Source organism: Anaerophaga thermohalophila DSM 12881 (assembly GCF_000191885.1).
Classification (GTDB): domain Bacteria; phylum Bacteroidota; class Bacteroidia; order Bacteroidales; family Marinilabiliaceae; genus Anaerophaga; species Anaerophaga thermohalophila.
In genome coordinates, this window is the sequence record NZ_AEWI01000008.1 from 1 (window position 1) to 14,396 (window position 14,396).

Genomic DNA, 14,396 nt, shown 5'->3' on the forward strand with positions numbered 1-14,396 from the left:
CTTTTTATACTGCACTCTTAGATCATTAGATTTTTAAATGCCAGAAACACGATGATTCCTCAGTATAAATGAGTGCGGTATAAAAAGCATATTTTTGTCAAAATCAAGGCGTTTTAAATTGTATACCAGAGTTAACTTATTGTTAATGAGGCTACAAAAATTTAAAACAGCAACGAGTTTGGCAACAAAGATGCTTTTTAGGCCGGGCTCATAAATTCTTTTTTTAAAATCTGATGGAACTCGTCCCGAATAACCGGGACTTGCTTCATACCTTTTTTCAGCACTATACAGCATTCTCAACCTGCTTCGATAATTGCCGGTCCATGGCCTCGGCAGCTTTTCGTCCGTCACCCATGGCAAGGATTACCGTAGCTCCGCCACGAACAATGTCACCTCCTGCAAACATAAACGGAACCGATGTCTGAAGATTTTCCTCATCCACCACCAAAGTGTGCCAGTCGGTTGTTTTCAGTTCAGGCAACGATTGGGGAATCAAGGGATTGGGCGAAACACCAACACTAACCACGACTGTATCTGCATCAAGCAGATATTCGGAACCGGGGATGGGTACAGGCCGACGACGACCGCTGGCATCGGGTTCACCCAGTTGCATCCGTTGAACCCTTATCTGGCGAACATATCCTTTTTCGTCACCAATATATTCGATGGGGTTCTGTAAAGTAAGGAACTCAACCCCCTCCTCTTTGGCATGTTTAATCTCTTCAATTCTTGCAGGCATCTCCTGTTCAGAACGACGGTAAATGATCATTGCCTTTTCGGCGCCAAGACGGAGGGCAGTACGTACCGAATCCATAGCGGTATTACCGCCACCAATAACAGCTACGCGTTTCCCTTTCAGAATAGGTGTATCGGTGTCTTCTTTGTTAGCACCCATAAGGTTAACCCGCGTAAGATACTCGTTAGAGCTCAGAACGCCCACAAGGTTTTCGCCCGGAATACCCATAAATCTTGGTAAACCTGCACCACTACCAACAAAAAAGCCTTCGAAGCCCTCTGACTTCAAATCGTCAATGGTTGCCGTTTTACCAACGATAAAATTGGTTTCAAACTTAACTCCCATTTCTTTAAGACTGTTAATCTCCACATCCACAATGCTGTTCGGAAGCCGGAATTCGGGAATGCCATATTTCAGGACGCCGCCTATTTCATGTAGTGCTTCAAACACCGTAACATCATATCCGCGCTTAGCCATCTCACCGGCAAATGATAATCCTGCAGGCCCGGAACCAATGCATGCAATTTTCTTGTTTTTAGAAGGTGCCCGTTCAGGGATGGAAATATTTCCTGTTTCTCTTTCATAGTCGGCTGCAAACCGTTCAAGGTAACCGATAGCAACAGCCGGCTTTTTCAATTTCCGGGTATAAAAACAATTTGCTTCACATTGTTTCTCCTGTGGACAGACCCTCCCGCATACGGCAGGCAACGAGCTGGTTTCTTTAAGCACGTGCGCAGCTTCAAGAAATTCGCCCCGTTCAATATTTTTAATAAACTTTGGTATATTAATTTCCACGGGACATCCCTCAATGCAGGTTGGATTGGCGCAATCGATACAGCGGCTGGCCTCAATCATGGCGGCTTCAGCAGAAAGCCCCCTGTTAACTTCGATAAAAGAACGGCTGCGTTCCATCGGGTCCGCCTCGGGCATTTTAACCCTTTCGATATTCGTGCGTTCTTTGTTTTTTATCTTTCTAAGAAGCTCTTTTCGCCAGGGGGCATTACGCTCTTGTTTCAGTATATCTTTTTTATCCATAAAAACTTCAGGGTTTATTGATGCTCTTTGAGGTAACGTTCGTTGGCATCTTTCTCAAAATCTTTATATCCGTTAAGACGCATAAGCATCTCATCAAAATCAACTTTATGGGCGTCAAATTCGGGGCCGTCTACGCAAACAAACCTGGTTTTCCCGTCAACAGTGACCCGGCAGGCACCGCACATGCCGGTACCATCCACCATAATGGTATTCAAACTGGCAATAGTGGGTATCTGATGTTTACGCGTAACCTCTGAAGCGAATTTCATCATGATGGCAGGACCAATAATGACAGCCTCATCAATTTTTTCGCGGGCAATAACTTTTTCCATTCCTTCAGTGATCAGTCCCTTTTCACCATACGAACCATCATCGGTCATCACGATTACTTCGTCGGAAAATTCGCGAATCTGGTCTTCAAGTATAATTAAATCCCTGGTGCGGGCAGCTATTATGGAAATCACTTTGTTGCCGGCCTTTTTGTTGGCCTCTACAATGGGTAACAGGGGTGCCACCCCAACACCGCCACCACATGCCAAAACAGTACCCACCTTCTTCACATCGGTTGCCTGCCCCAGCGGGCCCACCAAATCGGCAACGGTATCTCCGACTTCCAGTTCAGCCAGTTTGCCCGATGTAACGCCCACACGCTGAACTACCAGGGTTATTGTTCCTTTTGAGGTATCTGCCGATGAAATGGTAAGGGGTATACGTTCTCCTTTCTCATCAACCCGCACAATCACAAAATGACCGGCGCGACGGGCTTTTGCTATGCGTGGCGCTTCAATCTCAAGACGAACCACATTTTCTGAGAAGAATTCTTTACTAACAATTTTATTCATCCGTATAAAATTTATTTTTAAGGTCGGATGGAACTCGCATGCAAGGGTTTATACATGTTATTTTGTGACAAACTTTGTCATGCTCGTTTCATCCGTATATAATTAATCTAAGTTATTGGTCGAATGGAACTCACATGCAAATATTTATACATATCTTTATTAAGGGAAACTCCGTCATATTATTCGTTTCATCTTAAATCTTATATCTAAAATCTATTAATCTGTTATCGCAATCCTTGCCATGCTCGTTTCATTCGTAATTTGATATATAAAGAACTAAAGGAATTCGAAATCGTTTAATAAATTATCTACCATTATAGGTTACGGACAATTTGTGGCCGAAATGATAAATCAAAGTTCCCTGCTCGTTTCATTTCATTTCATTATCAACCTCAAAGTTATAATTTAGTGTTTCACTTCGTGCTAAAACTTACAATTTGAAAAAAATTGAGTGCAAAAGTAATAATAACCTTTGTTGAAGGCAAAAACAGAAGCATAGACTTTTCTAATTTACAATGCATAAAAATAAGGAAATAATTCTACTTTGTAGTATCCATGTGCCAATAAGAAGTTCTATCATCTCCTTCTTCCTCTTCATTTTCATCTTCTTCGGGAGGTGGTGGTTTCTGCGGACCTTCTTTTCTGAATACTACAGCCACAACAACTCCGGCCAGGGCTCCCCAAAGATGAGCTTCCCATGAATACTCAACGAGCCATTCTACCGGAAACAACCCCCAAAACAAACCGCCATATAAAAAAATAACCAGCATAGAAACTGCAATCAGAGGAACATAATTGCGAATAATTCCACTTAGAAAAAGAAAAGCCGCCATTCCATAAACCAGTCCGCTTGCTCCTACATGCCATGCATCGCGTGCGCCAAACCAAAGCCATATACCCGCAAGCAGATATATCCATACGAACACTTTAAATGCGATATCGCGATAAACGTAAAACAAAACACTTCCAAGCACCAGGAAGGGGCCGGCATTGGCACCAAAGTGACCCCAATCGGCATGTATGAAAGGAGCCGTAATAATACCCGGTAAACCTTGTAATGACAAGGGTTTAATGCCCAAAAAGTACCAGTTGGCACCTTCGAGGGATTCAATTAATCTGACCGTAAACATCAAAAAAAGCATAAACATGGGGAATACAGCACTGTAAAGTATTCTTTTTCTCTCTGTTTTCAGGTCACTGTGCATTATGTCAGCTAATGAATTGATGAAGTCACCGATACACGGCCAGCGAAATCGACTGCCTTATCCGTTTTTGTGTAACAGAAGTTTAATTTCCTCTACAAAATCAATAATTTCTGATTCTTTAGTATCAAAAGAAGTCATCCACCTTACCTCATTTCTTGATTCGTCCCAGATGTAAAAAAAGTATTTTTTCTGCAACGGTTCAATAATATGCCTGGGAACAACCGCAAAAACACCATTCACCTCTACTTTCTGAGTGACTTGAACAGCATCAACCGGTTCCAGCCGGTTGGCAAGTAATTTTGCCATGCTGTTGGCATGCTCAGCATTCTTACGCCACAATTCGTCTTTCAGGTAAGCTTCAAACTGGGCTGCAATAAAACGCATTTTAGAATGTAGCTGGGTTGTCTGTTTGCGAACATATTTTGCATTGACAGCCAGATCAGGATTTAAAAACACAACCGCTTCACCAAACATGAGTCCGTTCTTTGTACCTCCAAACGAAAGAACATCAACGCCCACATCAGTTGTCATTTCACGAAAACTGCAGCCAAGTGCGGCAGCTGCATTAGAAATACGGGCACCATCCATGTGCAGGAAAAGACCTCTGCTATGAACAAAATCTGCCAATTCTTTTAATTCATCAATAGAATACAGTGTTCCAAGTTCAGTGGCCTGAGTAATAGACACAACGGCGGGTTGTGCATGATGTTCAAATCCGAAACCATGCAGATGCTTTTCTATGAGAGCGGGAGTAAGTTTACCATCTGGGGTTTCCAGTGTCAGCATTTTACATCCGGTGTGCTTTTCAGGAGCACCGCATTCATCCACATGAATATGGGCTGTTTCGGAACTGATAATGGCATTGAACGGACGTGTAGCAGTTTGCAATGCAATAACATTGGCCCCGGTGCCATTATATACAAAAAAAACTTTGGCCGTCTGACCAAAGATGCTTTGAAAAAGCTTTTCAGTACGCGCGGTAACAGGATCATCGCCATAACCTATTGCATGATCTTTATTAACTTCCTCTAATGCTTTCATTATCTCAGGATGAACCCCTGAATTATTGTCGCTGGCAAATCCTTTCATCAGTATAAAATTAGTCTAAGTTATTGGTCTGATGGAACTCGCATGCAAGAACTTATACATACTCTTATTGTGGCAAACTTTGCCATGCTCGTTTCATCTTACATTTAATAAATTGTTAAAATTGTTAATGTGTTAGTTATTAGAATATTATAAGTTACATTAGCTAACAATCCTAACAATCTAACATTCCTAACAATTTTATAACAATCTTTGCCATGCTCGTTTCATCTTACATTAATAAGTTGTTACGGCTGTTACGGCTGTTAGAATTGTTAAAGTTGTTAATATTGTTGATATGTTAGTTGTTAGAATGATATTACATTAGCTAACTATCCCAACAATCCTAACATTCCTGACAATCTAACATTCCTGACAATTTTATAACAATTTTTGTCATGCTCTTTTTATCTTACATCTTACTATCTTAAATCTAAAAATCTATTAATCTATTAATCTAAAAATCTATTAATCTATTAATCTAATAATCTATTAATCTATTATCTATTAATCTATTATCTATTAATCTATTAAAACAACCTATGTCATGCCCGTTTTATTAATTAGACGACACCTAATGTGTCGCGCTTATAATTGTCAGCTATAAACATCAGATCCCTTCACGCTCTGTTTCCTTCACTCACGCAAGGTAATATAAATCCCCGGCAACCAATAATCTGAGAACGGAATAGCGGCGGATTGGCGCTCAGTTCTGCTGCTTTGCTCCCAAAGAATCCGCCGTTCCTGTATTGCATAAGCAAACCGCTATCAACCTGTCACCAACCACTCCCGACGGGTTCACTCTTATCGCCGTGCATGAAAAACCAGTAATGGTGTGGTTGAATGGAACAACATTTTCTTCCCGATGCTTGGGTTGAACAGGCGGGCAAAGATATTACGCCGGCGAGTGGTAAGACTGATGATGTCAATATTTTTGGATCGGACATAGCTTTCTATACCCACCCAGAAATCCTCGTTCTGAATAAGGTCAAAATCAATTTGGGTATTAGGAAATTTCTCTTCCACATATTTTTTCAGGCCCTCCATTTTTATCTTGTCCCATTTATCGGAAGATTTTTCGCACACATGTGCAAAGGTAATAGAAACATCCAAAGGTTTAACCAGTTTTTCAAGTTTATCGAGGGCAACAAAATCAGACTCTTCAAAATTGGTGGCGTAGAGAACTTTTTTCATGTTATCGATTCCCTTATATTCGAAATCTTCGGGAACAGCCAAAACAGGAACCCGGGCACCTTCCATAACCTCAGCAGTAACAGAACCAATCAAATCCGATGCCTTACGGTCTTTTCCCCTGGTTCCCATTATAATTATTGTAGGTTCGTACTCATCGCTAAACCGGATAATTTCATCCTCAGCCACGCCGCGAAGCAATTTTGTATGGATATGTAATTTTTCAAGTCCTTTATCTTTTTTTCGTTGCTTCAAATGCCCCATGAAACCGTTCATATCCTCTCTGGCTTTTTCTTCAAGGTCGATCAGCATTTCATCAATACTTGTGTCATACACATAAGCTTCGGCAAACGGGAGGGTATTAATGACCGGATTGTAAAAAACGTGCAAAACGGTTATTTCAGCATCTAGCCTGGCTGCCCAGTCCATAGCCATATCGGCAGCTTTGGATGAATAATCACTAAAATCGACAGGTAATAGAATGCGGGACTTGGAAGGTCTTCCTCGTTTCTTTTCTTCGGCTTTCAAAAGTTCTGGTCTTTCAACGTCCTCCATGATTTTCACGGCTTTTTCCAGATCCTGCTCACGAATTCTTATTTTTACCCCGTCTGAAATGTATCCCTGAATCAGATTGACATTCTCCAGGAAACATTCAATTCCTTCGCTTTCGAGCAAAGAACGTATGATTTCAGCATGTTCATACGAACGTGTTGCGAGAGTTATTACTTTATCTTCTGCCATAGCTTTAATTTTTTTATGATTTCTGAATTCATAAATTCTTACCTGACTGATTCATAAATTTTCTATTACAATGGCCAACTATCGGCGAAATGCAAGCGTCCCCAACAAAACCGGCTCGAAAATAATACATTATTCCCTTCTCCTGTTTTACCTGAAGTGGCTTGTATTTTTTGATATTTGAACATCTCATCACGAAAACTCATGAATAAATCAGGCTTAGATTTTAAGATTTCAAGTTAAGATTAATTTTATGAGTACGGTATAATCGCCGGTTTTTTGTAAAAGTTTAATGAACTATTTTGAATATTAAGATAGGAAAAATAAGAAAGAAAATCAAATCCAGCTGACAGGCACGTAACAAAGAGTATGGGATAAGAGCTCTTAACCCGTGGATAGGAAAAATTATCTATCGGTACGGATACCTCGAAATGGTAAAAGGATAAATGAGTGCAGTATAAAAAGCATATTTTTGTCAAAATCCAGGCGTTTTAAATTTTTGTACCGGATTTAACTTATTGTTAATGAGGATGCAAAAATTTAAAACAACAACGAGTTTAGCAACAAAGATGCTTTTTAGACCGGGCTCATAAATGGCACATAAGGCTGGGATATAAGGATATGCCAAAGACCTGTGCCCTTTGCACCAACTATTCTCACACAGCATCAAAGCGGGAAACATTAAACACCCCTTTTATATTCTTAATTTTTTTCATTAGTGTATTAAGTGACTGTTTATTATCAACAAACACCGATAGTGTTCCTTCAAATATACCATCATGAGAATCAACGTTAATTGAACGGATTTTCAACCCCATATCCTTTGAAACCACCTGTGAAATGTTAGTCACGATGCCTATATCGTCTTCACCCGTTACTTTAAGCGACGCCAGGTAGGAACCACCGGCCTCACCGGTCCAGCGGGCAGGAACAATCCGATACCCGTATTTCTTACGCAAGTCAGGTGCATTCGGGCAATTGGTTCGATGAATTTTAATTCCTGCGTTTACAGAAACGAAACCAAAAATATCATCGCCAAATATGGGGTTACAGCATTTGGCCAACTGAAAATTGACATTGCTCAGATTTTTATCTATCAATAAAACATCATGTCCATAATGTTCTTCGGTTTCGACCGGTGTAACAAAATTTTCGGCACTGCGACCAGCTTGTTGACTTTCCAAAAGCTCTTTCTCTTTTTCCCGTTCTTTCAGAATAAATTCCTTTATTTCAACAACATCAAGCTTGTCTTCCGCTATGTCACAGAAAAAATCATGTACAGATTTATACCTGAAATGTTTAACCAGCTGGCCGATGAGTTGATCGGTTAATTCGAGTTTCCAGTTCTTAAGCCGGCGCACCAGCATCTCACGACCTATCTCAGCTTCCTTATATTCAATATCGCGTAAAGCCTGTTTTAGTTTGGTGCGTGCTCTTGAAGTAGAAACAATATTCAGCCAGTCCTGTTTTGGTTCCTGATTCGACGAGGTCTGGATTTCCACCTGGTCACCATTACGCAGTTTGTATCTGATAGAAACATTCTTTTGGTTGACCCTTGCTCCCACACATTTTTTCCCAATCTCAGAATGGATATCAAAAGCAAAATCAAGGATGGTAGCTCCTTTAGGAAGACGTCGAAGATCACCTTTAGGCGTGAAAACAAAGACCTCCTCATCATAAAGGTTCAGCTTAAAGTCATCGATAAAATCAGCCGCATTAACCTCGGGATTTTCAAGAATTTCACGAACATTGGTCAACCATTGATCCAATCCTTTTTCACTTTTAATCCCTTTATATCGCCAATGGGCTGCCAGTCCCTTCTCGGCAATTTCATCCATACGGCGAGTACGAATCTGTACTTCCACCCATTTGTGGTTGGGACCCAGAACAGTGGTATGTAACGACTCGTAACCATTGCTTTTGGGCACCGACAGCCAGTCACGTAACCTGCTTGGGTTTGGTTGATACTTATCGGTAACTATGGAATAGACTTTCCAGCATTCGGCCTTTTCCTTCTTCAGCTCGGTATCGATAATAATGCGAATGGCGAAAAGATCGTAGACCTGCTCGAAATCCACGTTTTGTTTTCGCATTTTATTATAAATGGAATTAATGGTCTTGGTACGTCCTTTTATGTCGAATTTTAGTCCCTGCCCGGAAAGCTCTTTTTTTAAGGGCGCAATAAATTCGCGTATATATTTATCCCTCGCGCGCTTGGTTTCATTGAGTTTTTTGGCAATGAATTTATACATCGCGCGATTTGTGTACTTCATTACCAGGTCTTCCATCTCCGATTTAATGTTATATAGTCCGAGGCGGTGAGCCATTGGAGCGTATAAATAAGATACCTCTGAACAGATATTAATCTGGCTTTCCCGGTCATACCTGTCGAGTGTCCGCATTGTGCGCAACCTGTCGGCAACGATAATAAGAATGACTCTGACATCCTGTGCAAATGTAAAAAGCAGTTTCCTGAAGTTTTCGGAACGGATGGAAGGATTTCGATTGTAAAGATCGGCCACCTTGGCAAGGCCCTCCATTATCAGAACGACATGGTCATCAAATTGTTGTCTGATTTCTTCGAGGGTAATCTCTCCATTGCGAAGGACATCGTAGAGCAACGAACAGATCAAAGAGGTTCGTCCCAATCCAATTTCTTCCACAACAATTCTGGCAATCTCCAAAGAGTGCAGAAGAGCAGGTGTACCGGATATCCTGCGCAGATTTTTGCCCTGGCGCAACGATACCGCTATGGCTTCACGTATCATCGGAACATCACCGGGTTTAATTATTCCGTCAGATGCCTTCAGTAAAGACCTGTAACTCTTTAATATATCTTTTCTCTCCTGTGAAGATACGGGTTTATTCAAATCAGGCATGATACACTTAATCTTTTAAATGGTAAATATGAGTTCATTCCTGAAAGGCTCTTATGCCAATCTCAATGTTTAATTATCGTCCATTAACAACGTCTAAACGCCGGTTCAAAAATATCCTGTACCAGAACAATTACAAAGGTAGCGTTAATGGTTGCAGACTCAAATATAAAACAATCTGGTGATGAAGACGCTCAAATTAATGTTAAAGCACTCTGCTCCGGCCCCTTTCACAACACTAAAAGAACAAACAATCAGCTGTCTAATGGTTTATAAAGTTTACTAAGAAAAACCAAAATATTCAAAAATCAGGGCTAAAAAACGAACCTTGTTTGACATTCCGAAAAATTTTATTTATATTTAAATAGTTGAATGTTAAATTTTAAAAACCAAATGTATATGAAGAATACAGGATTATTTTTAGGTGGATTAATTTTAGGAGCTGCAGTCGGTACAGCACTTGCTTTGTTATATGCACCCCAAACAGGTGAAGATACCCGGCGTCAGATAAAGATCAAAATTGACGAACTGGAAGAAGAGCTGGACCAGATGAGAGCAAAAATGAAAGAAAAGGGTGGCGAAATGAAAGATGAAGCCCGGAAAAGAATTCAGGAACTGGAAACTCGCATCGAAAAACTGATGGAAGAATATAGAAAAGCTCCGGAAAAAGCCAAATAGTGTCTGTCCTTAAAGCGCCATTTAATGCGCTACGCCTGCGTGGTTGCAGACAGTCACTTAATAATGGCTCTTTCCAGGTAATAACATTAAACCAGTTTAACCTAAGTTCTTGCAAGCAAGCGTTAGAGCCAAGCGGATCGATACTTCGCAAAACTCTTATCGCTAAACTTAGGTAAGAGTCATTTTTAGAAGCACATGCTCACATAATCAAGTAAAAAAGTTGTTCTTTACAGAACAACTTTTTTATTTTGAGAAAAAATTTGCACATTGCACTAACACACTTAATCACGACAGATGAAACGAGCATGGCAAAAAGTGCGATGACAGATTAATAGATTTTTAGATATAAGATTTAAGATGAAACGAATATTAGAGAGATTCCCTCAATAAAGATATGTATATATGTATAAACACTTGTATGCAAGTTACATACGACCAATAACTTAGACTAATTTTATACTGATGAAACGAGCATGGCAAAGATTGTCACAAAAGAACATGTATAATTAACCTTTAATCATCTAAGAAACCAAAAACAGGGAACAGATTCTTCGTCGTTACCTCCTCAGAATGACATTAAACAGTCTGTCATTCTGAGCGGAGCGAAGAATCTAAAATCAATTAAAGAATAATAAATTGCACCATTCCAATAACTTAGACTAATTTTATACGGATGAAACAAAATATTACCATAGAACTGGAAGAACTCAGGAAAGAACTGGAAGAATACGTGAAGGTACGCGTAGACCTCACCAAATTGCATATTGCCGGAGAACTGTCAAGGTTTTTTTCAAATTTGATGACCAAGACAGTTTTGCTGTATCTGCTCTTTTTTGTATTCATGTTTTTTTCATTGGCTGCAGCATTTCTGCTCGGGAAATGGATGGGGTCCTATGCCCTTGGTTTTGCCTTAATGGGTGGTCTTTTCCTTTTGGCAGCATTGGTCTTCTGGCTATTGCGCAAGAGAATTATTGAGCGACCCGTTGTTCAGCATTTCATTGAATTAATGTTCCCAAAATTCGACCATGATGAAGAAGAATAAAAGAAACGATTACCGCCATATAAAAAGTTACAGAGATTTGTGTTCGGAAAAGATGCACCTGGCATATCGTGCCCGTTACAACGAGAAGCAGCTCGAAATAAGACTTCTCGAGCTGGGCTATTATCTTCATCCCGTCAGGTTGGTCCCCTCCCTGGTTACCGAATGGGCACAACCTATGCTTATTGAACTGAAAAACAGAATCAAGGAGTACTTTTTGGGAAGAAACAGAAGAAGCAGGAGAAAAGACGCATGATTCTTTTTACGCCTTTCACGAGCATCGCGAGATTTTTGCATTTCTTTGGCACGTAATTCCTCAACTCTTTTTAACGGATTTACGACCAGACGTATCTTCCTTATCCCTGCCAAAACTATTTCCACGGTCAGGTTTGTCATCGGACTTTGCCTGTGAACGAGGCCTTTTATCTGGTTCTTTTGCCATGTCCGCTGCATTAAAAGAACCATTTCATCCGTACATAATTTATTTATTGAGGGCGGATGGAACTCGCATGCAAGAACTTATACATGTTCTGTTGTGACAATCATTGTCATGCTCGTTTCATCAAAAAAGCTAAATTTGCTAACCGGCAATCCAATGTAATTTAAACAAAAACCAGTCATAGATGGACAAAACAGCGGCCCGACAACGAATTGATGAACTGAGAGAGGAACTCAACCATCACAATTTCAAATATTATGTTGAGAATCAACCCGAAATATCGGACCAGGAGTTTGACCATAAAATGCGTGAACTGGCCGATTTAGAGGCAGAATATCCCGAATTTGCCGATCCTGACAGTCCGACCATGCGTGTAGGCAGCGACCTGACACAGGAATTTGAGCAGGTACAGCACAAGTATCCGATGCTCTCGCTCAGTAATACCTATTCCGAACAGGAACTCAGAGATTTTCACAACAGAATAGTCAGGCAAGTAGGTGAAAATTTCCGGTATGTAGCTGAGTTAAAGTATGACGGAACTTCCATTAGTCTTACCTATGTAAACGGTCAACTTCAGCGGGCTGTTACCCGCGGCGACGGTACTGTGGGTGATGATGTAACACGGAATGTGAGAACCATTCGCTCTGTACCCCTGAAATTAAAGGGCAATTTTCTTCCTGAATTTGAAATACGGGGCGAAATTTTTCTGCCCATCGAAGGATTCAAACGGCTCAACCGGGAGAAAGAAAAGGCCGGAGAACCGCCATTTGCCAATCCCCGCAATGCAGCTGCCGGCTCACTAAAACTACAAAACAGTTCTCTCGTGGCTAAAAGGCCTCTCGACTGCTTTCTTTATTACCTGCTGGCAGAAGAGTTACCAACCGACAGTCATTACGAAAACCTGATGTTGGCAAAATCATGGGGGCTCAAAATTTCGCCTTACATGGAAATCTGTCACTCCATTGACGATGTATTAAAATTTGTCCGCAGATGGGAAACAGACCGAAAAGATTTACCATTCGAGATCGACGGCGCCGTTATCAAGGTAGACAGCATTTCATTACAGCGTCAGCTTGGCTTTACCGCCAAATCACCCCGATGGGCCATTGCCTATAAATTTAAAGCCGAAGAAGCCCGCACCAGATTATTATCGGTCGATTTTCAGGTAGGACGAACAGGCGCGGTGACACCGGTGGCCAATCTTGAGCCCGTCCGGCTGGCAGGGACAACTGTAAAACGTGCATCTCTTCACAATGCAGACATCATATCAGGTTTAGGCCTGCACATCAACGATCTTGTTACTGTTGAAAAAGGCGGAGAGATTATTCCCAAAATTACCGGTGTAGTATTGGAAGAACGTCCTTCCAATAGTCGTCCGATCGAATTCATAAAAAATTGTCCCGAATGCGGAGCTCCACTGATGCGTCTCGAAGGAGAAGCCGCGCATTATTGTCCCAACTCAGCCAGTTGTCCGCCGCAAATCAAAGGGAAACTAGAACATTTCATTTCGCGCGGCGCTATGAATATAGACGGACTGGGCAGCGAAACCATCAATCTGCTTTTCAACCATGGCCTGGTAAAAACCATTCCCGATCTTTATCGCCTGGAAACTTCTCAACTTGTCAACCTGGAACGCCTGGGAGAAAAGTCCGCACGTAACATTATCAATAGTATAAAAAAATCAATAGAAGTTCCCTGGCCCCGTGTTCTTTACGCTCTTGGCATCCGTTTTGTCGGCGAAACGGTGGCCAAAAAACTGGCCGCTGCTTTTCCTTCGATAGATAAGCTGGCTACTGCCACCAAAGAAGAGTTAACAGCCGTTGATGAGATAGGCGAAAAAATCGCTCAAAGCATTATCGCTTTCTTTAAGTCGGAAGCCAATCGCAAAATGATTGAAGAACTAAAACAGTATGGCCTTAAACTGGAAGGAAAAGAAGAAAACAATCTTGAATCGCGGAAACTGGCAGGAAAATCCATTGTCATCAGTGGTACTTTTACAAAATTTTCGCGCGACGAACTAAAACAAATGATTGAAAGACATGGCGGGAAAAATACGGGATCGGTCACAGGCAAAACAGATTACCTGATAGCCGGTGAAAACATGGGCCCTGCTAAACTTGAGAAAGCTAAAAAACATGGGGTTACAATATTAAACGAAGACCAATTTTTAAGCCTGATTAATTCCTGAGAGCGATTGTCAGGCTGTTAGATTGTTAGATTGTTAGATTGTTTGGGTTGTTAGATTGTTTGGGCTGTTTGGGCTGTTTGGGCCTTATCTCTAATTTTGTTGTATTTTTTGGCAAAATATTTATAAAACGGCTGCGCCATTTGTTGTTTGGATCACCGAATTTGCGCGAATTAACACGAATTTAGTCGCATCTTTGATGCAACAGTTATTCGTGTCATTGACAACATCATAATTGATTTTTTAAGGTGTTTTCGAACTCCTTCCAGTCGTTTCATCCGTATAAAATTTAATTATTAAGGTCGGATGGAACTCGCATGCAAGAACTTATACATGTTCTGTTGTG

Annotated in this window: 11 protein-coding genes; 4 read left to right on the forward strand and 7 right to left on the reverse strand. The window is 40.9% G+C overall.

Annotated elements, in window-relative coordinates; genetic code table 11:
- Positions 1–283: 283 nt before the first annotated feature.
- The 6 genes from gltA to ATH1_RS0103315 form a co-directional block, all read right to left on the reverse strand.
- Positions 284–1,771, reverse strand: a complete 1,488-nt coding sequence (gltA, locus tag ATH1_RS0103290) for an NADPH-dependent glutamate synthase (protein ID WP_010417483.1) — start codon at positions 1,769–1,771, stop codon at positions 284–286.
- 14 nt (positions 1,772–1,785) lie between these two features.
- Positions 1,786–2,613, reverse strand: coding sequence for a sulfide/dihydroorotate dehydrogenase-like FAD/NAD-binding protein (locus ATH1_RS0103295; RefSeq protein WP_010417486.1), 828 nt, complete (start codon positions 2,611–2,613; stop codon positions 1,786–1,788).
- 539 nt (positions 2,614–3,152) lie between these two features.
- Positions 3,153–3,818 (reverse strand): rhomboid family intramembrane serine protease, encoded by a 666-nt coding sequence (locus ATH1_RS0103300; protein ID WP_010417489.1) that lies wholly within the window; start codon positions 3,816–3,818, stop codon positions 3,153–3,155.
- A gap of 57 nt (positions 3,819–3,875) precedes the next feature.
- The gene (locus tag ATH1_RS0103305) at positions 3,876–4,907 is read right to left on the reverse strand and encodes a threonine aldolase family protein (RefSeq protein WP_010417492.1); all 1,032 of its coding nucleotides are present in this window, start codon (positions 4,905–4,907) and stop codon (positions 3,876–3,878) included.
- An 801-nt stretch (positions 4,908–5,708) separates the two neighbouring features.
- The gene (locus ATH1_RS0103310) at positions 5,709–6,836 is read right to left on the reverse strand and encodes a universal stress protein (protein ID WP_010417495.1); all 1,128 of its coding nucleotides are present in this window, start codon (positions 6,834–6,836) and stop codon (positions 5,709–5,711) included.
- A 653-nt stretch (positions 6,837–7,489) separates the two neighbouring features.
- A complete protein-coding gene (locus ATH1_RS0103315) occupies positions 7,490–9,712 on the reverse strand; it encodes a RelA/SpoT family protein (protein ID WP_010417500.1) in 2,223 nt (740 codons plus the stop codon).
- Positions 9,713–10,108: 396 nt separating this feature from the next.
- Here ATH1_RS0103315 and ATH1_RS0103320 point away from each other — a divergent pair, with 396 nt between their 5' ends.
- The 3 genes from ATH1_RS0103320 to ATH1_RS0103330 all read left to right on the forward strand — a co-directional run bounded on the left by ATH1_RS0103320 (position 10,109) and on the right by ATH1_RS0103330 (position 11,682).
- On the forward strand, positions 10,109–10,387 hold the full coding sequence (locus ATH1_RS0103320) for a YtxH domain-containing protein (protein WP_010417502.1): 279 nt from the start codon (positions 10,109–10,111) through the stop codon (positions 10,385–10,387).
- A gap of 673 nt (positions 10,388–11,060) precedes the next feature.
- Positions 11,061–11,429 (forward strand): phage holin family protein, encoded by a 369-nt coding sequence (locus tag ATH1_RS0103325; protein WP_010417503.1) that lies wholly within the window; start codon positions 11,061–11,063, stop codon positions 11,427–11,429.
- Positions 11,416–11,682, forward strand: a complete 267-nt coding sequence (locus ATH1_RS0103330; RefSeq protein WP_010417506.1) for a hypothetical protein — start codon at positions 11,416–11,418, stop codon at positions 11,680–11,682. Before ATH1_RS0103325 ends, ATH1_RS0103330 begins: the two co-directional genes overlap by 14 nt.
- Positions 11,683–11,742: 60 nt before the next feature.
- Here ATH1_RS0103330 and ATH1_RS22425 read toward each other — a convergent pair whose 3' ends face one another.
- Positions 11,743–11,868, reverse strand: coding sequence for a hypothetical protein (locus tag ATH1_RS22425; RefSeq protein ID WP_280959753.1), 126 nt, complete (start codon positions 11,866–11,868; stop codon positions 11,743–11,745).
- A 181-nt stretch (positions 11,869–12,049) separates the two neighbouring features.
- Between ATH1_RS22425 and ligA the strand changes: the two genes are divergently transcribed.
- The gene (gene ligA, locus ATH1_RS0103340; RefSeq protein ID WP_010417508.1) at positions 12,050–14,053 is read left to right on the forward strand and encodes an NAD-dependent DNA ligase LigA; all 2,004 of its coding nucleotides are present in this window, start codon (positions 12,050–12,052) and stop codon (positions 14,051–14,053) included.
- The last annotated feature ends 343 nt before the right edge of the window (positions 14,054–14,396 follow it).